Below are 21,216 nucleotides of genomic sequence, written 5' to 3'. Positions count from 1 at the left end.
CCGATCGCCGCCCACAAGCCGCCCCCGGATTACCGCCACTGGCGGTATAATTGTGGCGGTAATAGGGGGTGGTCATGGCCTACGAGCCGTCATTCGAACGCACTGACGTTATCGATACCCTCTGCATGGAGATTGCGGAGCTGGTCGGTATGCTCTCGCCGCAGGCTCCGCTGTCGACCAGTCCCGCCCTGCGCAGGGAGCTTCGGATCCGCACGATTTACTCCTCGCTCGTCATCGAGGGCAACAAGCTTGACGAGAGTGCCGTGAGTGCGATCATCGATGGCAAACGAGTGCTCGGCGATCAGCGCGACATTCTCGAGGTGGAAAACGCGCGCACAGCCTACGATCTCATACCCGAGCTTGATCCTCATTCATTGGAGGATTTGCTGCGCGTTCACCGCGTGATGATGGGTGGCCTCGTTCCCGATGCTGGGCGCTTTCGCTCCGGCAATGTCGGCGTGTTCAACGGGGGTACCCTCATCCATGCGGGGACGCCAGCCGCTTATGTCCCCGAGGTGATGGGCGGCCTCTTCGAGTGGGTGCATACGACGCGCATGCACCCACTCCTCGTCTCGTGCATCTTCCACTTTGAGTTCGAGTTCTGCCACCCCTTTTCAGATGGGAACGGCCGGATGGGACGGCTCTGGCACACGCTACTGTTGGCGCGGTGGCGCCCGGTACTGGCCTGGGTGCCCATCGAGTCGGCGATCAGGAGGTGGCAGGCGGATTATTACGAGGCCTTGGCCCGCTCCGGCGCGGCCGGCTCGAGCGAGGACTTCGTCGAGTTCATGCTCGAAGCGATCAGGGAAGCCATACTTCCCTATGCGCGGCCAGCGAATGCAGCGGACACCGTGGGTGCCCGTGCGCTTGCTTTCCTGGGGGATAATGCGCACTCCACCGTCGCTCAACTCGCGCAGCACCTCGGCTGCTCGAAGCGAAGCGCTGAGCGCATCGTCGCGCAGCTCAAGGAAGAAGGTGTCCTCGAACGACAGGGGAGTACCCGGTCGGGCGTGTGGGTTGTCCGCTTCCCTGGACCCTAGGTCCGCGATCAGTCGTCCACGTATTGGTATGGAGACCCCGCTACTCCACAACGAGCCCTGCTGCTAAGGAGAGAAGGAAATCGACGATGAGATATGTTGCGATGGTGGCATTGACAGGTGGGGTGGAGCTCCTTGTGCGGAATGCCGTCGCCTCGGACGCCCGGGCGCTGCGCGAGACCATGCGCCGCACGCATTCGGAGACCGACTACCTGCTGTCCTACCCGGATGAGCAGGGCACTGACGAGGAGCGGGAGGCACGCTCTCTGGCGGAAACGGAACGTAGTGATGATGGGGTTGAGCTCGTCGCCGTCGTCGATGGGAAGATCGTGGGCAGCGCTGGAGTTGCGGCGGTGGGTGGTAGGCGCAAGGTGGCTCACCGGGCGCGTTTCGGGATCAGCGTGCTCCAGGAGTATTGGGGGATGGGGATCGGCCGAGTGCTTATGGAATCGTGCATCGATTGTGCGCGCCGGGCGGGCTACACCCAGCTCGAGCTCGATGTGGTGGCAGACAATGAGCGAGCGATGTCCCTGTATCGGCGCGCGGGGTTCGAGGAGTGCGGGCGCAACCCCCGGGGCTATTGGTCCTCGTCCACGGGGTTCCAGGAGCTCGTGCACATGAGGCTCGAACTGTAGCTCCGAAGGGTAGCGGGCGCTTACTGCTCTTGCTTCAGGAGCCTAGAATCCCAGTTCTTCGCAGACCTTCGCGTGTGGCGAAGGGGACGTCGTCGTGGATCGCCAGGCACACGTCGTTGAGGCCCTCCCCCAGGATACGGCGGCAAGTGTCCCCTGTTGTTAGATGTGTAGCCGTTCACAGATACGATGCACCCATGACGATTGCGCTTGTTCCCCTGACTGATGCCGATCGTTCTGCGCTGATCGCGGACTTTCAAGATTCCTTCGAGCACTTCCAGGGCAACCCGCAGGGGTCCTTCATGGGGGAGCGTCTTGCCGTGCGCGAGCAGCCTCCGGCTGGTCCTGGCGCGGGCAGTGCGACCGGATAGCCGATTCTCCCGCTGTCCGACATTGAGGAGTCCCTGAAAGCGCCGGGAGCGCTGGCCTATCGCCTCGTTGAGGATGGCAATGTCGTGGGCAACGTGATCCTCCCGTCGATGGGGAACGAGGCGAGGTCCTACTGTTCGCCATGAATTCCTCGGTTCACTCCAGGGGAGTGGGGACGCGCGCCTGGTTCGCCATCGAGGCCGCCCATTCGCACGTCACGGAATGGACCCTGGAAACTCCATACTTCGAGGTGCGCAACATCCACTTCTATGTCAACAAGTGCGGCTTCCACATCGTCGAGTTCTTCAACGAACGTCACCCCGACCCCTCCCATCCCCGTGGGGCGGACGAACCGATGGGCGAGGCCGACTACATGTTCCGCTTCGTCAAACGCGTGAACCGGTAGAGGTGTCGCCAATCAGTCGAAGTCCTCGACCTTATTGGTGTTCAGGGGTGCCCTTCCTAGCACCGGTGCGTGGGCGCGCTGCGGGCGTGCGGTTGTGAGCGGCGTACCCTTGACACGTGAAGGTTCTCGTCATTCCCATGGTTGCCCGCTCGCGGATGGGTGGACCGTGGTCGCGCGCGCAGCGCGTCGCACGTGCGTTCCGCGACGCTGGCCATGAGGCCGTGCTCGCGTGGGGAGACGACGGAAACTGCGTTGATCCCATTGCTCCCGCGCTTGAGATTCCGGTGCCCTCACCCCTCGGCCTTCCCGAGGCCATCGCGCGCCACACCTTCCCCCTGGCCTCGCGCCTCGGCCTCATGGGCCGCAAGCCCGTGCGCAGCTTCGAGGAGGTCCTCTGGCTGACCGGTGCCCTCGACGAGCGCTACACGCGCGCCGCTGTCGACGCACTTCGCGCCCACATACGCACCGCGCGCCCCGACGTCGTCTACTCCGAATTCAGTCTCGCCACCGTCATCGCCGCACGCGCCGAGGGCATCCCGTGCGTGGGCAGCGGCTCGCAGCCGACGACCGCCTCCTACGCTTCCAACCCGCGCAACTCCGCAGGAATTCGACGCCTGCTGCGCGAGATGGGAATGCCCGCCCCGGCCTCGTCCCTGACAATCCTCGAGGGGGTGCGGCGCCGCTTCATCCTGAGCTGCCCGACCCTGGAGCCGCGGGCGGGGGAGCGGGCCGTCTACTGCGGGTTCCTGGACGAGCCGCCCGTACTGACGGCCACGCCGCGCGATTGTGTCCTCGTTTACCTCGGCGCGGGCAGCGTCCCCGCGGGCGTGGCCGTGCGCACCGGACGGGAGCTCGCCGAGGCCCTCGGATGCGACGTCTACGTCGCGGGCGTGGCCGAGGCCATCCACGCTGTGGGGGACCAGGAGGTGACCTGCGCGCCCCGCTTCGACGTCGCCGATCTCCTGCCACGTGCCCGCGTTTTCGTGCACCACGGCGGGCAAAACTCGATGATGGACGCTCTGTCCTACGAAGTTCCCCAGGTGATAGTCCCGGGGCGCGTCTTTGAGCGCCAATTCAACGCCGAGGCCGTGGAAAACGTGCGCTGCGGCCTGACCGTGCGCGAGCCCAAGCCGGCGCTCATCGCACGCGCTGCCCGCACCCTCGTCGACGAGCCTGTCCTGACCTCGGGAATCCGAGGGCTGCGCGCGGAACTGTCCTCGCTCGGCGGAGTCGCGCGCATCGTGCGCGAGGTTGAGGAGCTGGTCGGTTAGCCTCAGCTCCAGCCGCGCAGGATCGCCTCCAGGCCCCGCTCAAACTGAGCGTTAAAGTCGTAGCGGCCGTCCAGGAGATCCTCGATGAGCGGGCGTAGCGCCTGCGCGTCCTCGGGGTCGAGCGCGGCGCTCGCGGCCGACAGGTCGGCGGGCTGTTCGGGGGAGCCGCCCACGGGCGGAACGACCTCGGCGGCGATGAACGCCGTCGTGTAGATCGACACCGCGTTGACCAGCCCCAGCATGTCCGCATTCGGCGTGAAGCCGCGCCGGGCCAGCGTCACGAATACGCGCGCCAGGAGCGAGAGCTGCTCGGGCGTCGACATCGGGTGCGTGAGCAGAAGCATGACCGCGCCCGGGTGGGAGCGCAGCGTTGATGCCAGGCAATGCGCGTAGGCGCGCATGTAGGTCATCAGGGGCGAGGCGGGGGCACCTTCGGTCGGCTCCGACGCCTCGTGCGTGGGCTTTGAAGCTGAATCGACCGCCCCGGTGTTCACGCGGTCCAGGAACGACTCGAACGTGAGGCGCCAGACCTGCTCGGCAATGCCCTCCAGGAGGGCCGCCTTGTCGGGGAAATGACGATAAAAAGCGGCCTGGGAGACGCCGAGACGCTTTCCCAAAGACCGCAGAGACAAAGCGGAGAGCCCCTCCTCGTCGACCACGTCGAGCGCGGTCGACAAGATGATGTCTCGCGATAGCGCGCGCTGGCGTGACGACGGCATGGACTCTCCGCTTCGGTGGACGTTACTCCCTGTGATACCGGAACTGTACCAGTGCCAGCCCCGCGATCACCGCGAAGAAACCCCACGGGACGCCGATCCGCGCCCGGATGTCGGCAAGTCCCGCCCCGTCCAGGCTCACCTCGTGAATCGCGGTGATCGCCCAGTATGCGGGGTACAGGCGCGCGGCGTGCTGCGCCCAATCGGGGAACGAGGAGACCGTGGAGAAGGAGCCACCGATGCCGGCCGCCAGCATGCCGATGATGTTCGACAGTGACAGGGCTGCGTCGCGGCTGCGTGACCACAGCGCGAGCGCGACGCCGAGCGCCGACAGAACCGACGAGAAACTGAGGAGAATCGCGGCCAGCGTGACGAGGGAACCGGTCGGTCGATAGCTGAAAACGAGAGCGCCGAGCGCGAGGACAACCGCGATCTGAACGGTCTGCATGAGGAAGGCGACCAGCGCCTTGCCCGTCAGAATGGACGCGCGCGAGGTGGGGGAGGCCTAGAGGCGCTCCCACGTGCGCCACGAACGTTCGTTGAAGAACGAGCTGATGATGTTCTGCACGGCCAGGAACGAGAAGAGGATTGCTATCGATGGGACGGCCTGCTCCGCGCCGGTCACGCCGGTGTATCCGTCGGCCAGCAGCATCGACTTGAACGCCGGCATCATGAAGGGGATCAAGACGAGGGGGATCACCGTCAGGATGAGCGTGGGCGCAGGGTCAGTGAGCTGCAGGCGGATGTTGAGGCGGGTCATGGCTCCGATTTGCTTAAGCCGCGACATGGTCACTCTCCTTGACGATCTGCAGATACGCGTTGTGCAGGCTCGCCTGCATGACGCGCACGTCCGTCAGGCGCGCGCCTTCGAGGGCGGGCGAGGCCAAGGCTTCGCCGATCCGCGAACCTGGGTCGGCCTCGTCCCCGATGAGTCGGAGGTGCCTGTCGTCGGCGCTCCACCCGTCGATCGAGGGGATGGGGCGATCGAACTCGAGCGTGACCTCGGCGCGCGCGTGGTGAGATACGATCGCTTCGAGCGTGCCGCTCGCGACGATGCGCCCCTCGTTCAGGATCGCGATGTCGGAGCCAAGCTCCTCAAACTCGGCGAGGTAGTGCGAGGTGTATACGACGGCCGCTCCGTCGTCGGCGAGCCGGCGGACTGCGCGCAGGATCTGGCTGCGCGCCTCCACGTCCGCGCCGACGGTCGGCTCGTCCATGAACACCAGGCGCGGGCGGTGCATGATCGCCATGCCCGCGTGGAGCCTGCGTTGCTGTCCGCCCGACAGGTGCGAGGCGCGCTGCCCTCGCTTCTCTGTGAGGCCGAGGAGGTCTATGACCTCGCCCGCGCGCGAGGCCGCCTCGCGTCGACCGAGTCCGTGCAGCTCGCCGAAGGCAGCCAGATTCTGGGTGACGTTCAGGTCGGGGTAGATGCCCAGCTCCTGGGGTGCGTATCCGATTGACCGTGCGGCATCGGCGGATGCGGGGCGCTGGCCGCAGATGGATGCGGTCCTCGAGTCGGCGCGGCGCAGTCCGCACAGGATCGTGATGAGCGTGGACTTGCCCGCTCCGTTTCGTCCGAGTAGTCCGAGGACCTGACCGGGTTCGACGCGCAGGTCGACCCCGCGCAGGACTTCGTGAGTGCCGTAGCTCTTGCGGATTCCCCGGGCGTCCAGGCCCGGAGCGTGTGGGTGCGACACGGTGATTCTCCCATAGGTTAACGCTGTTAACTTTGTGTCACGAGTAAGGTTTACAGTGTTAACTTGTGGGTGCAAGGTGGTGCTGTCTGCCGGGGAAAATGCTGATTTGCTGCGTTTTTCTGACAATCTGTCGCTGCGTGGGGGAGGCGCGCGGCCCTACACTGTCTGCGCGAGGCCTGAAGGAGGAGCGAAAGTGCCAGGTATGGATACCTACGACGCGATCATGCTGCTGTCCTACGGTGGACCGAACGGCCCGGACGACGTCCTGCCGTTCATGCGCAACGCCACGCGCGGTCGCGGAATCCCGGATGAGCGTCTGCTCCAGGTCGCTGCGCACTACAAGCGCTTCGGCGGCGTCTCGCCCATCAATGCCTGCAACCAGCGCCTGATCGCCGACCTGTCCGCGGAGCTCGGCAGGCGCGGGCACGACATTCCCGTCGGGTGGGGAAATCGCAACTGGCACCCCTTTGTTGCCGAAGGCCTCGACGAGCTCGCCCAGGCGGGTGCCCGGCGCATCCTCGTCCTGCCCACCTCCGCCTACGCCTCGTACTCGGGATGCCGCCAGTATCGCGAAGACCTCGCGGAGGCCGCGGACGCCCTGCGCGACAAGTGGGGGACGATCGTACTAGGGGCAGAAGACAGCGCCGATAACCCCGACGCTGACATCATCCTGGACAAGGTCCGTCCCTACTACTCGACCCCCGGCATGGCGAGCGCGCAGATCACATCCGTTCGGCGCGCGTGGGAGGCCCTCGCGGCGCGCGGCGTCGATACCTCCGGGATTCGCCTGATCTTCGTCACCCACTCCATCCCAGTGAGCATGGAGGCAGGGTCCTCGCCCTTCCCCTTCCGTCCCTCAACTGACGAGGCCGCGGCAGCCTCGGACGGTCACGTCGAGCAGCAGGGGAGTGCGGCGTCGTCGGAAGCGGGAACCTCGGCAAGCGAAATCAGCTACGTCGCCCAGCACCACGCCCTCATCCAAGCGATCATGCCGGAGCTGAGGCGCATCCTCGGGCGCGCCGATCTGGGCTACGACCTCGTGTATTGCTCGCGGTCGGGACCCCCGCAGGCCCGCTGGCTTGAGCCTGATATCAACGATTTCCTCGAGGATATCGCGGCCGACGCGAACCCGCTGACCGGTACTGTCGTCGTCCCCATTGGCTTCATCTGCGACCACATGGAGGTCGTCTACGACCTCGATACCGAGGCGAAGGAGACCGCCGCACGCCTGGGGATCCCCTACGAGCGTGCAGACACCGTCGCGACGGATCCGGCCTTCGTGTCCTCCCTGGTCGACGTGCTCGAAGAGCGCGCCGCTCAGGCGCGAGGCGAGCAGCCCGTGCCCGTCACCGTGACGAGTACCGGCCCCTTCCACACCGTCTGCCCGAGCGACTGCTGCCTCTCCCCGGCACGCCCCGGCCACGCCTCGTCCCCTGGTGCCAGCGCCCACCCCGGCACCGCACACGCCCCTCATTCTTCCGGCGCGCCCGCCCGAGCCGCCGGTCAAACAGCCACACCCCAGGAGGACTCTATGTCTACCCCGCATCCCCACGCCGTCGTGCCGCCCCAGCAGAACCCGGAGAACCCGGGACATCCCGCGGGAGTGCCGGACCGTGTCGGTGAGCACGCCGCGCGCCACCAGGCCCGCCATGCGGGCACCGAGGCGACGCCCCACTCGCACGCCGCTCACGCCCGTGTCACCGACCCGCGCGACGCGACGGGCGTCGACTTCGACGAGGTCAACAACAAGCAGCACTACGCCCTCTACTCCGTGTTTGCGCTCGGCGAGTCCCTGCCCGCCGACGACGGCGAGCGCGGCCGCATTATCGCCGAGTCCCTGGACTACGTGAAGGGCGCGGGCGCGGAAATTCGCGGCTTCTACGACGTGTCCGGCTTCCGCGCCGAGGCAGACCTGATGGTGTGGTGGCTCGACGACGATCCCGAGGTCCTGCAGGACGCCTACCACCGCCTGCGCGCCAGCGCGCTCGGCAAGTTCCTGGATCCCGTGTGGTCCTGCATGGGCCTGCACACCCCCGCCGAGTTCAACAAGCGCCACATTCCCGCTTGCTTCGGCGGCGTCGCCCCCCGCGACTGGGCGATGGTCTACCCCTTCGTGCGCTCCTACGACTGGTATCTCAAGGCCCCCGAAGAGCGCGCCCGCATCATGGCCGAACACGGCCGCAACGGCTTCGCGCACTACCCGGACGTCAAGGGCTCGACCCTGTCCGCCTTCGGCTTCTCCGACTACGAGTGGGTGCTCGCGTTCGAGGCAGACAGCCTGGACCGCCTGGAGGGCGTCATGCACGCCCAGCGCTACACCGAGGCGCGTCTCTACGTGCGTGAGGACACCCCGTTCTTCACGGGTCCGCGCGTGAGCCTCGGCGAGTGGGCGGAGCGCCAGCCCCGCGCATAGGGGCCTCGTTTATCTGTCAGCCAGCCCTGGCCTCGTCCCTAAGATAAGGGACGAGGCCAGGGCTGGCTCTGCCGGTGTGCGGGGAGAATCCCCTACGCGGGCGGGAAAAGGAGCGGCAGGTCGTGGGCGACCTGGTTGGCAACCGAGGTCATGGAGTGGCTTTCTCCCTCGTCGATCCACAGCTGCAGGCTTGCGTCTGTCATCAGGTCGGGATAGTCGGATTGCAGCTGCGTCAGCTGGGGCATCATGTCCCACAGTGCGGGATCGTCGGACCCCACCGAAGCGAGAATCCGGAAGTCCTGCGGACCGAAGTGCGCGCGCTCGACCCCCGCGGCAATCAGCTCAGCGATCTGGTCGGTGTCGGCGTCCGTCTCGTGCCCGATCCACGACTCTCCTGCCATCGGCAGGTAGCCGTAGAAGTACTGTGGCCTCATCGAAAAGACGTCCCATGTGGTCGTCGCGCCCATCGAGAAGCCGCCAAAGGCGCGGTGCCTGCGCGAGGCGCGCAGAGACTCGTCCGAGGTGTCCCCGTGCGCGTACGTCGTGTAGCGAGACTCAACCGCCTCGATGAGCGTGTCGATCTCGGTCGTCGCGAAGAAGCGATTGAGTGCGTAGTCGTCCTCGTAGTCCTCAGTCGCGAAGGAGCGATCCGGGTAGTAGCTCGCAAACACGACGATCGTGGGAGCGATGGCCCCCACGGAGGTCAGCTGATCGACGATGGGGGCCACGCCCTCGGTCAGACCGTCGGCTGTGCCCCACCATCCGTGCGTCAGATAGACGATGTTCGCGGGAACCCCCGGCGTGTAGGACGCGGGCACGTAGACGAGGGCCTCCTTCTCGTAGGTCACGCCCTCATAGGCCTGCTCGTACGTGATCTGTTGGATCGACCCCGCGAGCTCCGAGGGGGCGGAAAAGGCGGAGGTCGTGCCGTCCTCCTCGTAGGAGACGGGGGAGGGGTCCTTCTGGCCGTGCCCGGAGCGATTGAGGGCGCTCGACGTCAGGCCCGCGAGGCCAAACAGTGAGATTGTGATCGCAACCGACGCGGCGATAACGCTCATCCTGTTGGAACGGCGCACGAATCCTGTTGTCACTGCCCTCGCCCCGCATGCCCGGTGCTCGTTGTCTTCATGCCATCCACTGTATGCCTGTTGGGGTCGCCACTCCTCATTGGTGTGGCCAGGCCTACCATGGTGGCATGACGCCAGAGATCACCGACCCAGCTGTCCTCGCAATCGCCGAGGAGATCGCCGCAGACCCGGCCAACGCCTCGTTCACGAAGCGAGGCGTGGGGCCGCTGTTCTACGCGGGGCCTCAGTGCCGCATCATGATCGTCGGTCAGGCACCCGGGCGAGTCGCCGAAGAGACCGGCATCGTGTGGAACGACCGCAGCGGCGACCGGCTGCGCGACTGGATGGGTATCGACCGCGACACCTTCTATCACTCGGGCAAACTCGCCATCGTTCCCATGGACTTCTACTTCCCGGGCACTGGCAAGAGCGGCGACCTGCCACCGCGCAAGGACTTCGCCCACAAGTGGCACCCGCGCCTGCTCGCCCTCATGCCGAACCTGGAGATGACGATCCTCGTCGGAGCTTACGCGACGAGACGCTACCTGCACCTGCCCTCCTCGGCTTCCCTGACGGAGGTCGTGCGCGGCTACAAGCAGTATCTACCCGCCTACTTCCCACTGGTCCACCCCTCGCCGCGCAACCAGATGTGGATGAAGAAGAACCCCTGGTTCGCCGCCGACGTGCTGCCAGACCTGAAAGCGCGCGTCGCCAACCTGCTCGCCTGACGAGGCCGGGGCTGGGCCAGGTGGGGAGCACCAGAATCCGTCGATGGGTAGGCCGCCAGTCTGACGAGGCCGGGGTAGGTGGTGCACACTGGAACGCATGAACGATCTGCGTATACCTCCCGGGCCGGGCTGCCCGCGCGGCCTTCTTGTGCCCGCGGGGGAGCTGGCCGAGCGCTTCTCTCACGCCTCGGGCCCCGGAGGGCAGGGGGTCAACACCGCGGACTCGCGGGTACAGCTCAGCCTGGACCTTGGATCGACGAGCGCCCTCAACGACAAGCAGCGCGAGCGTGCCCTGTCGGTGCTCCGCGAGCGACTCACCGGAACCGTCCTCACGATCACGGCCGCCGAGACTCGTTCCCAGCGCCGCAACCGCGCCGCCGCGCGCGAGCGCCTCGGCGAGATCCTGCGGGCGGCGCTGACTCCGCCGATCCCGCGGCGTGTCACGAAGCCGACGCGCGCGTCCAAACTGCGTCGCCTGGATGCCAAGAAGAGGCGCTCGGAACTCAAGGCTCGCAGGCGCCGCCCCGACTGGCAGTAGCGCCGGACTCGCGGGGCTAGTCCGGGCGTCGCGCGCCCGCACTCATCGTCTCGCTGCGTCGGCTGGCAGCCGGGCGTTGCCGGCGCAGGTTGCTCGGGAGTCTACCCCCACTCGCTTTCCTCCGTGCGCCACCCGATGAACACCCAGGTGACCGGCAGCGGGTAGTCGAGAACCCACATCTGCCGGTCCTCGCCGGTGGGCGACTGAACGACCTTGCGCGTGAGATGCTGGGTCGCGTAGTCGTCGAAGAGACGCTGCTCGCGCACCGTGAAAGGCTCGGAGCGGGCGAGGCGACGCAGGTCGGAGCGCGCCTCGTCGAAGGAATCGAAGCGCATCGGGCGGAAGGTCGTGGTGGAGGCGGTCACGGGGACTCGCCCCAACGCACGCAGAGCCCGCAGGACCTTGCGCGGGTTGCGGGGGTGCTTGGCCGTGCGCCCTAGGTAGGTGAGCAGGCGAGGGTCGGAGGAGGGTGGCAGGCTCGCGGGGACAACAACTGCGGCACGGGAACGGGCCGCCGAGTCAAGCTTGGCGATAAAGGGTGCCACGGCCTCGGTCATGAGGGAACGCGAGGCGAAGGCGACATCTACGCTGTTCGCGCCCAGGCCCGCCGCCTCCCAGTCGTCCTCCCACGCGAGAAGGTGAGAGGAGATGGGCAGTTGTTCCGCTGCCGCGCGTTCATCGAGGATTTCGAGCATTGCCTCGGCAAAGTCGCAGGCATGGACGTGGTGTCCGGCCCTGGCTAGGGGGACCGCGAGCGTACCGGTTGCGCATCCCATGTCCAAGACCACCTCGCCGGGGTTGAGCGCGAGGAGTTGCATGAGCCATTGTTCGTACTCGCCGGTTGCGAAGCGGGTGAAATTAGCGGCCCGTTTATTCCAGTACTCCCGGCTGTCGCGTTTGGTGGACTCCTCGCGGCCCCTGCTGCGTGTCGACATCTTCCGTGGCCTCCTTTTGCTCCTGAGTGAGGGTGGGCGGCTTAGCCCGATCCCGTCAGAATAATCGCTGTGCGCGATGGGTTAAAGCGCCGGGTGGTATTTCGGCAACTATCTGATGCTTTGCGTGGAATAATATCCGCGTGAATTCTTCCCACGCGCTGCCGAACTTTTCCAGTGATTACCAGGAGGGGGCGCATGCCCGGGTGCTTGACGCCCTCGTTGCCACCAACATGGAACAGACCAGCGGCTACGGCACCGACGAGCACTGCGAGCGCGCCCGCGACCTGATACGCGAAGCTTGCGCCGCCCCCGACGCGGACGTGTATTTCCTGGTCGGCGGTACCCAGACAAACGCCACCGTCATCGACGCGATCCTCCTGCCCTGGCAGGGCGTCATCGCCCCGAACACCGGCCATATCAACATGCACGAGGCAGGCATCGTCGAGCGCGGCGGCCACAAGATCCTCGACACTCCGGCCGTCGACGGAAAGATCAACGCCGCCGACGTCGAACGCATCTGCTCGGCGTGGGAGGGCGACGGTGCGCGTGACCACATGATCGCCCCCGCCCTCGTCTATATTTCTCAGCCCACCGAGTACGGCACCCTGTACTCCCTGAAGGAGCTTGAGGAGCTCTCCGCGGTGTGCCGCAAGCGCGATCTGAAGCTCTTCGTCGACGGCGCGCGCCTCGCCTACGCGCTGGCCTCGCCCGCCAACGATGTGACCCTGGCCGACCTGGCGCGCCTGACCGACGTGTTCTACATCGGCGGCACCAAGTGCGGTGCGCTGTTTGGTGAGGCCGTGGTCATCCCGCAGCGCGGGTCGATCCGCCAGTTCGTCACCCAGATGAAGCAGCATGGCGCCCTCCTGGCTAAGGGGCGTCTCCTGGGCGTCCAGTTCGAAGCGCTCTTTGAGGAGAGCCTCTACCTGACCATCGGTGATCCGGCAGTGGCGGCCACAGCCCGGATCCGCGCGGCCCTCCAGCGCGCCGGATACGTGGTCACGATGGACTCGCCGACCAACCTGACGTTCGTGGCGCTGGACCAGGCCGGGCACGAGCGCCTGTCGCGCAAAGTGCATTACAGTATCTGGGAGACGCTGCCCGACGGACGCCTCCTCGCCCGCATTGGCACCTCGTGGGCGACCCCCGAGGAGGATGTGGCAGCCTTCGAGCAAGCCCTGGCGCGGTAGGGCATCGCGTCCGATAGTCAGGGCGATAGCGGTCAGTCAGCGTGCTTCGTCGGCGGTGAGAGCCTAGAGAAGCGACTGGACCCGCACTGTGACCCGGTGCCCCGTAGGGTTGTCGACGTGTTCGGAGCCTTCATCGTTCACAGCGTCATCGTCCCGTGAGTCCGGCTCGGCGAGGGAGCGGATCACGGTTTCTTGGATGTCACGCACGATCTCTTTGACAGGCCGAGACTCGTCGAGGCCGACCTCGATGATGGCCCTGTTCGTACCTTCGTCAATGATGACGCCGAAACGGTCCTGCTGAGACTCCTGCTGCTGCATGCGTTTACCAATCACCTTTAACGTGCTGGTGAGTCCCGGTTCGATTCCTCGCACCCCGGGAATAGCAGTAACGAGGTGCACCAGCTCGGCGGCTGAGCGGCTAGTCGTCATCGTGGAGATCCTCAATGTGAATGTTGACAATGGGCGAGACCCCCAGGTTCTCACGACAAGCTGCCCGAACGGCATCGCGGACCTGCTGAGTGAGAAGTGGCAGGCTGTCGACGCTGATGTGCGCGGAGATCCGGCAGGAGATGGTCTCAGGAACCCCGAGGCCTCGGTGCTCCTTGCTCGTGGGGGCGTGCGTCATAGACGAACGCAATGCCCGTGCGCCGGGCACGGCATCGATGGTCTTTCGAATCAGTGCCCGCAATGAAAACTCGGACATGCTGTACGGGCCGAGATCCGTTTCCGGCATCTCCACCTGGGATCCGTGTCGTGTTTCGGCCGCAATGGCGTCCATGAGGGAGCGACGGGGCATCACTGATGAGCTGCCCTGCGCCTCGAGTTCATCCCATTCCTTGTGTAGAGATGCAATCACCTGCAAGTACTTCTGTGTGTTTGCATCGTCTTGCTCGTGCGAACGAATAAGAGAACGTGCCGAAGCCGCCGAGTTCCGGACGTTGTCGGATAGCTTTTTCGCGCCACGCATCAGGACCACTCCTTCATCATGCGCATGACGAGAGAGCGGGCGCGTGCCAGCCTCCCTCGAACGGTTGGAACGGTCAGGTTGAGGGTTTGGCCTATCTCCTCGTACGTCATCTCGTCAATTTCTCTCAGTACCCAGACGATACGCAGGTTCGGGGGCACAGAAGCTAAGATTTCGGCCAGCGCTTTGATCTGTGCGTTCACTTCGCTGGAGTCAGCTGGATCGGCGGTATTGTTCGCAGAGGCCTGCGCAGTGTTACTCGCGGTCTCGAGGCTTTCAGCGTCGTAGGGGTCGGTCGCTCGGCGCTGCTGTTTACGCATCAGGCTGGTGGCCTTGTTCGTGCAAATCCGCAAGAGCCATCCTCGAAAAGCGGCCGGCTCGCGGACCAGGTGAATGCTCCGCCAGGCTTGAATGAGCGTCTCTTGGACGATGTCTTCGCTGTCCTGGCGGTTGCGTACGATCATGTAGGCCGATCGGAACAATCGGCCCTGATATCGATCGACGAGTTTCTCAAACGCGCCGATGTCTCCGTCTTGAGCGCGTAGGACCAGATATCGGTCGTCGTGAGGCGGCGCGGCCGGGGTAGTCATGTCAGCATCGTAGCGCGAATGAGGAGCAGGGCGAGGCATTGGTGTTGCCTCGCCCTGTACCTCAGGCGTCAACGTTGCTCCCGTCGATGACTGGGGCGCGTTGTCCTGTCACCGCCTCTGAACGACTATTCGACCGTGACGGACTGTTGAGATTCATCAGGACGTCGATCTGTCGAGGAGCAGCACCGAGGGACGTTGCGATGTCCTCGTTGAGTCGATTCCTGAGCGCAGACACTGCCCATTCGACCGCACTGTCTCGAGAGACAGTGATGTCTGCCTGAACCCAAAGGTTCTTGTGGGACCCTGCCACCCAGACCGAGCACTGTTCGACGCCGGGTATCTCCTGCGCCCTCTCAGACAGCGCCTGGGAGAGGACATCGGGAGCCAGGGAGGCCAGTAGTGAGCCATCGGAACCGGTGATTCTCAGGGGAGAAGCGGCTGCCTTGCGAGGAATCTGCTTGATGAGCACGAATGCTCCCGCGACGATCGCTAACACCGACAGCAATGCAGCGATCGGGATAAGCCAATTCGAATGGGTGAGAGGCGCGAGGATGCTGCTGACAGAATCCTGGGCGGGTGCCAGGTAACGGTCGACGGCTGGCCAGTAGCGGCCAGCGCCGAGGCCCGAGGCCACGAACCACGACGCCGCCGCGACGAGAGCGAGACCGAAGGTGGCCAAGATAATCCGATTGAAAGCACCAGAAACTGAACGCATAGTGGGATCTCCTTCAGCTCGTTCGCTGGACGCGCACGCGGCTGCGTGAAATGCCGACGGGTGCGAGCAATGCCAGCGCCTCATTGGTCTGTTGACGGGCAGCATCCTGCACGGGGTCGAGGTTATCCAGGACGCTGCGGACCAGGACATCGACGCGGGAGCGGCGGATGGCCACGGTGACGGAGTGGACGCCGTCAACTTGCTCAACCTGAGCGCGAATGAGGTCCGCCAGGTCGCGGCGCTTCGTCGCGGTCTGCCCGGGAAGATCATCCGGAAGGATCTCGAGACGCCCGGGAAGTCCCGGCCACAGTGCCGACAGAATCATCGACAGGCCGCATAGCGCTATAAAGAAGGCGACTGCAAGGGCTGCGGGGGAGCCGACAGTGGCGGAGCCGATAGCGGACAGTGCAGTGTCAGCGGGTGTCGGCCAACTTCCGGTGATGATCCTGTGTCCTGTGATCCATGCTCCCAGTCCTCCGGCCGTGAGGAGCAGCAGCGCGAGGATAATGCTCGGGATGGTGCGGGAGGGGAGGCGGATAAGTGAAGGAACCGGTGTTCTCATGTCAGGCTCTTCCTAACGTGGCTGCTCGGATGGAGCCAGGAGATCTCGATCGTCATCTTGCCGACGTTCAGTCCAGTAAGCGTTTCGACTCGACGGCGCACGTGGTGGCGCAAATCCTCAACAACGGAAGATAGCGGCGCTGGAAAGGACAGGCCCAGGTTCAGGTGGATGACGGCCACCTGACCGTAGATGTCACACGTCGCTTCGGGTCGCGAATGAAAGTTGTGGCGCGCGCCGATCCCCAGGAGTCCACCTGCGTTCGAGCCAACGTTCGCAGTTTCGTAGGCTGCTTCGGCAGCGATCCGGGCGACGACTCGGGAGGGAATGGTCGTGGTGCCGCGGTCCTCCCAGGACGGGTGAGAGTCCTCGGAGGGTCCCGGCTGCGCGATTGCGCGCTGGGTCGCGGTCGCCATCGTCATTTCTTTCGCCGATCCAGGAGGCTTCGGACATCGACCCGGCCCTCCAGACAAAGGCCTACTCCCCATCCGACCAGGCCGCACAGGGCGACCAGAACGAAGTCGGCGAAAGAGCCGAAGGCGAGAATGGTTCCTAGGAACAGGCCCGTGAGGAGGGCCAGGTGCGTTGTCTTCATAAGAAATTCCTCAGATCAAAGCGTCGGGGTGAATCACTTGAGGTCGGCAGCTTCGGAATCGTCAGAGTCTTCGTCAGGAAGGTGGACGTCGGTGACGTTGATGTTGACCTCGACGATCTCAAGGCCGGTGGTGCCCTCAAGCTGCTCGATGACATTACGACGAATCGCGTTGGAGACCTCGACGATAGAGACACCGTAGTCGATGACGATGGTGATCTCGATGGCAGCCTGGGTCTCACCCTTCTGCACGCTCACGCCGCCAGCGACGTTGGTCTGGGCGTTGGGGATGCGGTCGGTGACAGCGCTGAAGGCGCGGCGCACGGCGTTGCCCATGTCGTAGACGCCGGGCACCTCGCGAGCGGCCATTCCGGCGATCTTGGCGACCACGTTCTCGTCGATCGTGGTCACGCCGTGCTCGGTCTGGAGGGGACCGCGCAGGGTCTTTTCCTCTTCGACGTTCTCATTGCGCTCGCGCTGCTGGCCGGTCTGGGGGATGGTGTTCTTGCTCATGTGAGCCTCTTTCGTTTCTTCGAGAGATGATTGGTGACGGGTTGTGCGCGGATCAGCAAGTGGTCAGTCAGGCACCGTGGTGGCTTCCTTTGTCGGCCAGTGTGTAGCCGGATTCAATTGTCTTGCTGCCCGTCATGATTGCCGCGCTATGAAGAAGACGCCTCAGGTCGTGAAAACCTCACGACCTTCTTGTGTGGCGTATGCCACTAAGCTTGATGGCGTCGCAATTTGGGGCGTGTCAGTGAGTGTCGTTCACTTGCGACCGGCGAGCTTGAGGTAGACCGAGATTGCGCCGATGGCGGCAACCAGGGACAGGGCCCACCTGATCCAGTCGATTCCGCTGGTGTCGGCGACGCCGAAGAAGCTGGCGATCGTGCCTCCGATGAGCGCGCCCACCGCGCCGAGGATGATGGTCCACAGGATGGAGATGTTCTGTTCACCTCGCATGATGAGTCGCGCGAGGGCACCGAGGATGGCGCCGGTGATGACCATTCCGATAAGTGACAGCATGATGTATTCCTTCGTGAGGGTCCGACGATGTGATTGCGTTCCTGGTCGGACGTTGGAACGTGTGGAAGCGTGATGCCGGCGTTGAGGCTGGCTGCGCGCTACATGTTAGACGTCGCGATGGCTGATGATGTCACGCCAGGAAACTGTGTTGTATGTTACATGCGTTCAGCTGTTGTGCTGAGCGCCGAGTCCGCGGTTGTCAACGGCTGTTGTCGGATAACCGCGCCCAGTAGGTGGATCATCCCGATGTTCAGGGGAATCACAGGGGTAGCCTCAGAGCATGACACTCAACGAAGAGACGATCGACTTTTCCTCCCTGACAGCCTCACGTCGCTCCACGCGCGCCTTTACGGAGCGTGAGATTCCAGCCGATATCCTCGATGCGATCCTTGCCGACGCGACGACCGCGCCGAGCTGGTCCAACACGCGCGCATTCCGTGTCGCGATCGCGACCGGAGAGCGCGCCGCGCGCCTGCGCGAGCACTACGGACGACTCTTCGACGAGGAGATCGCGGCCCAGGCGCGCAAGGCGGAAGATCCGAACGCGGAGATCCCGATCCCCGACGGCGACTACCCGGTGCGCAAGCGCTACCCGGACGAGGTGCGCCCCGCCCAGATCGAGGTCGCGAAGCTGCTCTACGGTACCTACGGTGTGGAGCGCGGCGACATCGAGGGGCGCAACCGCGTCAACCGCCGCAACGTGACGGCTTTCGACGCGCCCGTCATGGGCTTCGTCTTCGTCCACGAGGACATGCTTCCGTGGAGCGCTATGGATGCAGGCCTCATGCTCCAGACCCTGTTGCTCTCCGCCAAGTCTCGCGGCGTGGACTCCTGTCCGGTCGGCATCCTGGCGACCTGGCGCGCGCCCGTCGAGGCTGAGTTCGAGGTTCCTGAGGGCTACCGCTTCATTACGGGTTTCGCGCTCGGCTACGCGGATCCGGAGGCTCCGATCAATGCGATGGAAGCACCGCGCCCGCCGATCCAGCTGCTCGAAGGGAAGTAGGGGACAAGGGTCTTTGCGGTGCTGTGAACAATTTCCCACGGGCGTGCATCCCTCCAAGCTGCGCCTCTACCGTGGAAGTAGCTTCGGCCTCGTGAAATGTTCACCAGTGGAAGGCCCCTATGTCCAAGAAGTACCTTTCTGTTGCCTTCGCCTACGTGGGAGTCATCGTCGGCGCGGGCCTAGCCAGCGGCCAAGACTTGCTCCAGTACTTCCTGTCCTTCGGGGCGAAGGGACTCATCGGTATCGCCGCGCTCGGCGTCCTGAACGTCATCTTCGGAGCTGTTGCTCTGCAGCTGGGCTCCTACTACCGCTCCGGCCACCACGACGAGGTCTTTGAACGCATCACCCACCCGGCGCTGCGCCGCGTCATCGACGTGGTCCTGGTGTTTTCGGGCTTCGCGATGGGTTTCGTGATGCTCGCGGGAGCGGGAGCGAACCTCGAGCAGCAATTCGGCCTCCCCGCGTGGGCGGGAAGCGCCCTGTGCGCGGTTCTCGTGGTGCTCACCGCCTTCCTCGACTTTGATCGGATCATGAGGGTGATCGGCGTGTTCACGCCCATGATCATCATCGCGATCACGATTCTGACCGTCTACTCGCTGTCGATCCCACACCCGGGCCTTGCCGAACTCGACGCCGCCGCAACCCAGGTGACCCCCGCGTTGCCGAATCTGTGGCTGTCTTCGATCAACTACTTCGCGCTGTGCGTCGTCAACGGCATTGCGATGGCTTTCGTGCTGGGCGGCTCGGTGCTGCGCATCGGCGAGGCACGCCGCGCCGGGCGTATCGGCGGTGCCATTATCGCGCTCGTGATCGGCGCGGACGCCGTGTGTCTCTACCTGAACATGGATCGCATATGGAACGTGAACGTCCCGGCGCTCGAGATCGCCCGGTCGATCCACCCGGCCTTCGCCTTCGTTTACACGCTCATCATTTTCGCCCTTATCTACAACACGGTGTTCTCGCTGTTTTATTCGACCGCGCGCCGTTTCTCGGGTGGCTCGACAAGCCGCATGCGCCTTGTCCTCGTGGGCGTTGTCGCGGTGGGGTATGCGGCCTCGCTGATGGGCTTCAAGAAGCTGATCGGCGGCATGTATCCGATCATCGGCTGGCTGGGCGTCGCCCTCCTGATGGTCCTCGCCGTCGGCTGGCTGCGCGAGCGCTCCGCCGTCCTGCGCGAGGAAAACCTGCGCCGCAAGCTCATCCGCGTCCTCGTGCGCAAGCACGCCGACGACCTGGAGTACACGGACGAACACCGTGCCGAGGCCCGCACGCTTGCCCGCGCATCGGTCGTGGATGGGCGTGAGCTGCGCCGCGAGGCCAACTCGATCGCCGAGGAGATCGCGGATACCCAGGAGGACGCGGCGGCCTACGCGCGAACCGCGCTACCGGTTGACGAGGCCCTGGTGGCCCAGGCGATCGAGGCCGACCGGGAGAACGACTGAGTCAGCTCACCGACGAGGCCGTGGCCGCCTCGTGCGCGAGGAGCCAGGCTTTCGCCTCCGTTCCGGCCGCGTATCCTCCCGGGCCGCTGGCAGCGACTACGCGGTGGCAGGGGCGGATGAGGAGCAGGGGATTGCGCCCCACCGCGCCGCCGACCGCCTGCGCGGAGGCGGGCACGCCTGCTTCGAGCAGCTGGGCGACGATCTGCCCGTAGGTGCGCGTCGCGCCGTAGGGGATGGTGTCCATCGCCTCCCACACGCGCCTCTGAAAGTCCGTGCCCGTGGGCGCGAGGGGCACGGCGGCGGGGGAGGGGGCCGCGCCCGCGACGTAGTCATCCAACCACGATGCGGCCGCGCCCAGAGCCCGCGCGTCGGCCTCATCCCACTTGGCCTCGGCGCAGACGCTGTCCCGGGAATCAGGCGAGGTCAGATCGACCGAGGAGGGCGCTACGACCTCGTTGATGCCATAGAGGCGACCGAAGAAGCGCTGCCCGGCCACCCACACACCGACGATCGAACCGCCCCACGCGGCCAGCGTGAGGCGACCGATGGGGGAATTGTAGGTGGCGAGTGCCGGATCAGAACTGCTCGGGGTGGTCTCGGTAGGCATACGCCCACACTGTCACGGCGACAGTCACAGCGCGAGTCCACGCATCGCGGACGGCGTTCAGCTCGTCGCCCTCGAAGCCCTCTGCAAGGAGACGGTGCCCGACCTCCACAGTCGGCGCGATGAAGGCGAGCACGTAGCGTAGGGGAACGAATGGTGTCGAGTCCGCCCTATCCGCCGCGTTCTTCGCTGCGGACATGTGCCGTGCGCCGATCAGATACTGGTAGTCCAACCACGCCTGGTCCCGCTCGCGCGTGCACATGTCGATGATCCACTGGGCGAAGCGGGGCTTTGATGCCTGCGCGTACTCGGGGTTTGGCTGTCCATCTGGGTGCGCGGAATGGGCTGCCAGATACGTTTTTTGAGCCAGAATTCCACGCCACGTGTCGACCATTTCCATGGCATGCGGCGCCAGGATGGGTTCTGCTCGTGAGAGCAGCTCAGCGTCACCGGGCTGGACGTGTGCGGCGGCCTCAATCTGGCGTAGATCCTTGAGTGTAAGCGGAGCTGTGGGGACGGCATCAGTGCCGTAGGTGTACCCCGACGAGTGGTCGTAAGCAGTCATGAGGACCTCCTTGAACCTATGGGTTAATGGTAGCACGTGCTCTGCTCGTGTGGGTCTGTTTGACATTTGGGGCCGGTGTGGAAGGCAGGAGGGCGGGGCGTGGTACGCCGCGCGAGTTCGCGGCGCGCGTAGCCACTGTGGTGAGATGGCAACGGCGCTG

General features: G+C 65.0%; 26 protein-coding genes and 1 pseudogene. 11 read left to right on the top strand and 16 right to left on the bottom strand.

Features of this window, described 5'->3' with window-relative positions; all coding sequences use genetic code 11:
- The first annotated feature begins 74 nt into the window (after nt 1-74).
- The 5 genes from RDV55_RS02565 to RDV55_RS02545 all read left to right on the top strand — a co-directional run bounded on the left by RDV55_RS02565 (nt 75) and on the right by RDV55_RS02545 (nt 3,715).
- Nucleotides 75-1,040 carry a Fic family protein gene (locus tag RDV55_RS02565; RefSeq protein WP_111822677.1) on the top strand — a complete coding sequence of 322 codons (966 nt, stop codon included), beginning with the start codon at nt 75-77 and terminating at the stop codon, nt 1,038-1,040.
- A gap of 86 nt (nt 1,041-1,126) precedes the next feature.
- Entirely contained in the window at nt 1,127-1,672 is a 546-nt protein-coding gene (locus RDV55_RS02560) for a GNAT family N-acetyltransferase (protein WP_111822678.1), read from the top strand.
- Between the two features lie 194 nt (nt 1,673-1,866).
- Nucleotides 1,867-2,040, top strand: coding sequence for a hypothetical protein (locus RDV55_RS02555; protein ID WP_245907599.1), 174 nt, complete (start codon nt 1,867-1,869; stop codon nt 2,038-2,040).
- 140 nt (nt 2,041-2,180) lie between these two features.
- Nucleotides 2,181-2,444: a hypothetical protein gene (locus RDV55_RS02550; protein ID WP_245907600.1), complete on the top strand. Its 264-nt coding sequence runs from the start codon at nt 2,181-2,183 to the stop codon at nt 2,442-2,444.
- A gap of 137 nt (nt 2,445-2,581) precedes the next feature.
- Nucleotides 2,582-3,715, top strand: a complete 1,134-nt coding sequence (locus tag RDV55_RS02545) for a glycosyltransferase (RefSeq protein ID WP_111823109.1) — start codon at nt 2,582-2,584, stop codon at nt 3,713-3,715.
- 2 nt (nt 3,716-3,717) lie between these two features.
- Here RDV55_RS02545 and RDV55_RS02540 read toward each other — a convergent pair whose 3' ends face one another.
- From RDV55_RS02540 to RDV55_RS02530, 3 genes and pseudogenes are all read right to left on the bottom strand, one after another.
- A complete protein-coding gene (locus RDV55_RS02540) occupies nt 3,718-4,434 on the bottom strand; it encodes a TetR/AcrR family transcriptional regulator (RefSeq protein WP_111822679.1) in 717 nt (238 codons plus the stop codon).
- 22 nt (nt 4,435-4,456) lie between these two features.
- Nucleotides 4,457-5,218: pseudogene (locus RDV55_RS02535) on the bottom strand (ABC transporter permease).
- On the bottom strand, nt 5,205-6,128 hold the full coding sequence (locus RDV55_RS02530) for an ABC transporter ATP-binding protein (protein WP_111822680.1): 924 nt from the start codon (nt 6,126-6,128) through the stop codon (nt 5,205-5,207). The pseudogene RDV55_RS02535 and the gene RDV55_RS02530 overlap by 14 nt, the downstream one beginning before the upstream one ends.
- Nucleotides 6,129-6,330: 202 nt before the next feature.
- Here RDV55_RS02530 and hemQ point away from each other — a divergent pair, with 202 nt between their 5' ends.
- Nucleotides 6,331-8,541, top strand: coding sequence for a hydrogen peroxide-dependent heme synthase (hemQ, locus tag RDV55_RS02525; RefSeq protein ID WP_111822681.1), 2,211 nt, complete (start codon nt 6,331-6,333; stop codon nt 8,539-8,541).
- Nucleotides 8,542-8,633: 92 nt separating this feature from the next.
- Here hemQ and RDV55_RS02520 read toward each other — a convergent pair whose 3' ends face one another.
- On the bottom strand, nt 8,634-9,599 hold the full coding sequence (locus tag RDV55_RS02520; protein WP_111822682.1) for an alpha/beta hydrolase: 966 nt from the start codon (nt 9,597-9,599) through the stop codon (nt 8,634-8,636).
- 137 nt (nt 9,600-9,736) lie between these two features.
- Between RDV55_RS02520 and RDV55_RS02515 the strand changes: the two genes are divergently transcribed.
- Together RDV55_RS02515 and arfB are read left to right on the top strand one after the other, a co-directional pair.
- Nucleotides 9,737-10,336: a uracil-DNA glycosylase family protein gene (locus tag RDV55_RS02515; protein WP_111822683.1), complete on the top strand. Its 600-nt coding sequence runs from the start codon at nt 9,737-9,739 to the stop codon at nt 10,334-10,336.
- A gap of 97 nt (nt 10,337-10,433) precedes the next feature.
- On the top strand, nt 10,434-10,874 hold the full coding sequence (arfB, locus tag RDV55_RS02510) for an alternative ribosome rescue aminoacyl-tRNA hydrolase ArfB (RefSeq protein ID WP_111822684.1): 441 nt from the start codon (nt 10,434-10,436) through the stop codon (nt 10,872-10,874).
- Between the two features lie 101 nt (nt 10,875-10,975).
- Here the strand turns inward: arfB and RDV55_RS02505 are convergent, their stop codons facing one another.
- Nucleotides 10,976-11,809 carry a class I SAM-dependent methyltransferase gene (locus tag RDV55_RS02505; protein WP_111822685.1) on the bottom strand — a complete coding sequence of 278 codons (834 nt, stop codon included), beginning with the start codon at nt 11,807-11,809 and terminating at the stop codon, nt 10,976-10,978.
- Nucleotides 11,810-11,949: 140 nt separating this feature from the next.
- Here RDV55_RS02505 and RDV55_RS02500 point away from each other — a divergent pair, with 140 nt between their 5' ends.
- Entirely contained in the window at nt 11,950-12,999 is a 1,050-nt protein-coding gene (locus RDV55_RS02500) for a threonine aldolase family protein (RefSeq protein WP_111822686.1), read from the top strand.
- A gap of 63 nt (nt 13,000-13,062) precedes the next feature.
- Here RDV55_RS02500 and RDV55_RS02495 read toward each other — a convergent pair whose 3' ends face one another.
- From RDV55_RS02495 to RDV55_RS02455, 9 genes are all read right to left on the bottom strand, one after another.
- Entirely contained in the window at nt 13,063-13,428 is a 366-nt protein-coding gene (locus RDV55_RS02495; protein WP_111822687.1) for a transcriptional regulator, read from the bottom strand.
- Complete coding sequence (locus RDV55_RS02490; protein WP_111822688.1) at nt 13,418-13,966, bottom strand: Asp23/Gls24 family envelope stress response protein; 549 nt, start codon at nt 13,964-13,966, stop codon at nt 13,418-13,420. The genes RDV55_RS02495 and RDV55_RS02490 overlap by 11 nt, the downstream gene beginning before the upstream one ends.
- Nucleotides 13,966-14,553, bottom strand: coding sequence for an RNA polymerase sigma factor (locus RDV55_RS02485; RefSeq protein ID WP_111822689.1), 588 nt, complete (start codon nt 14,551-14,553; stop codon nt 13,966-13,968). Before RDV55_RS02485 ends, RDV55_RS02490 begins: the two co-directional genes overlap by 1 nt.
- A 61-nt stretch (nt 14,554-14,614) precedes the next feature.
- Nucleotides 14,615-15,268, bottom strand: a complete 654-nt coding sequence (locus RDV55_RS02480) for an Asp23/Gls24 family envelope stress response protein (protein ID WP_111822690.1) — start codon at nt 15,266-15,268, stop codon at nt 14,615-14,617.
- Nucleotides 15,269-15,281: 13 nt separating this feature from the next.
- Nucleotides 15,282-15,830, bottom strand: a complete 549-nt coding sequence (locus RDV55_RS02475; protein ID WP_111822691.1) for a DUF6286 domain-containing protein — start codon at nt 15,828-15,830, stop codon at nt 15,282-15,284.
- Nucleotides 15,827-16,243 carry an Asp23/Gls24 family envelope stress response protein gene (locus RDV55_RS02470; RefSeq protein ID WP_111822692.1) on the bottom strand — a complete coding sequence of 139 codons (417 nt, stop codon included), beginning with the start codon at nt 16,241-16,243 and terminating at the stop codon, nt 15,827-15,829. The genes RDV55_RS02475 and RDV55_RS02470 overlap by 4 nt, the downstream gene beginning before the upstream one ends.
- A gap of 2 nt (nt 16,244-16,245) precedes the next feature.
- Nucleotides 16,246-16,422: a hypothetical protein gene (locus RDV55_RS02465; protein ID WP_003793518.1), complete on the bottom strand. Its 177-nt coding sequence runs from the start codon at nt 16,420-16,422 to the stop codon at nt 16,246-16,248.
- 33 nt (nt 16,423-16,455) lie between these two features.
- The gene (locus tag RDV55_RS02460; RefSeq protein WP_111822693.1) at nt 16,456-16,932 is read right to left on the bottom strand and encodes an Asp23/Gls24 family envelope stress response protein; all 477 of its coding nucleotides are present in this window, start codon (nt 16,930-16,932) and stop codon (nt 16,456-16,458) included.
- 252 nt (nt 16,933-17,184) lie between these two features.
- Complete coding sequence (locus RDV55_RS02455; RefSeq protein ID WP_111822694.1) at nt 17,185-17,442, bottom strand: GlsB/YeaQ/YmgE family stress response membrane protein; 258 nt, start codon at nt 17,440-17,442, stop codon at nt 17,185-17,187.
- 280 nt (nt 17,443-17,722) lie between these two features.
- Between RDV55_RS02455 and RDV55_RS02450 the strand changes: the two genes are divergently transcribed.
- Together RDV55_RS02450 and RDV55_RS02445 are read left to right on the top strand one after the other, a co-directional pair.
- Nucleotides 17,723-18,445, top strand: a complete 723-nt coding sequence (locus RDV55_RS02450; RefSeq protein ID WP_111822695.1) for a nitroreductase — start codon at nt 17,723-17,725, stop codon at nt 18,443-18,445.
- 119 nt (nt 18,446-18,564) lie between these two features.
- Complete coding sequence (locus RDV55_RS02445; RefSeq protein ID WP_111822696.1) at nt 18,565-19,887, top strand: hypothetical protein; 1,323 nt, start codon at nt 18,565-18,567, stop codon at nt 19,885-19,887.
- A 1-nt stretch (nt 19,888) separates the two neighbouring features.
- Here RDV55_RS02445 and RDV55_RS02440 read toward each other — a convergent pair whose 3' ends face one another.
- Both RDV55_RS02440 and RDV55_RS02435 read right to left on the bottom strand, forming a co-directional pair.
- Entirely contained in the window at nt 19,889-20,494 is a 606-nt protein-coding gene (locus RDV55_RS02440) for a methylated-DNA--[protein]-cysteine S-methyltransferase (RefSeq protein WP_111822697.1), read from the bottom strand.
- Nucleotides 20,463-21,056: a protoglobin domain-containing protein gene (locus RDV55_RS02435; RefSeq protein ID WP_111822698.1), complete on the bottom strand. Its 594-nt coding sequence runs from the start codon at nt 21,054-21,056 to the stop codon at nt 20,463-20,465. Before RDV55_RS02435 ends, RDV55_RS02440 begins: the two co-directional genes overlap by 32 nt.
- Nucleotides 21,057-21,216: the final 160 nt, after the last annotated feature.

The sequence above is a fragment of the Schaalia odontolytica genome (assembly GCF_031191545.1).
Classification (GTDB): Bacteria; Actinomycetota; Actinomycetes; order Actinomycetales; family Actinomycetaceae; genus Pauljensenia; species Pauljensenia odontolytica.
This window is presented reverse-complemented; position numbering and strand designations above follow the sequence as displayed.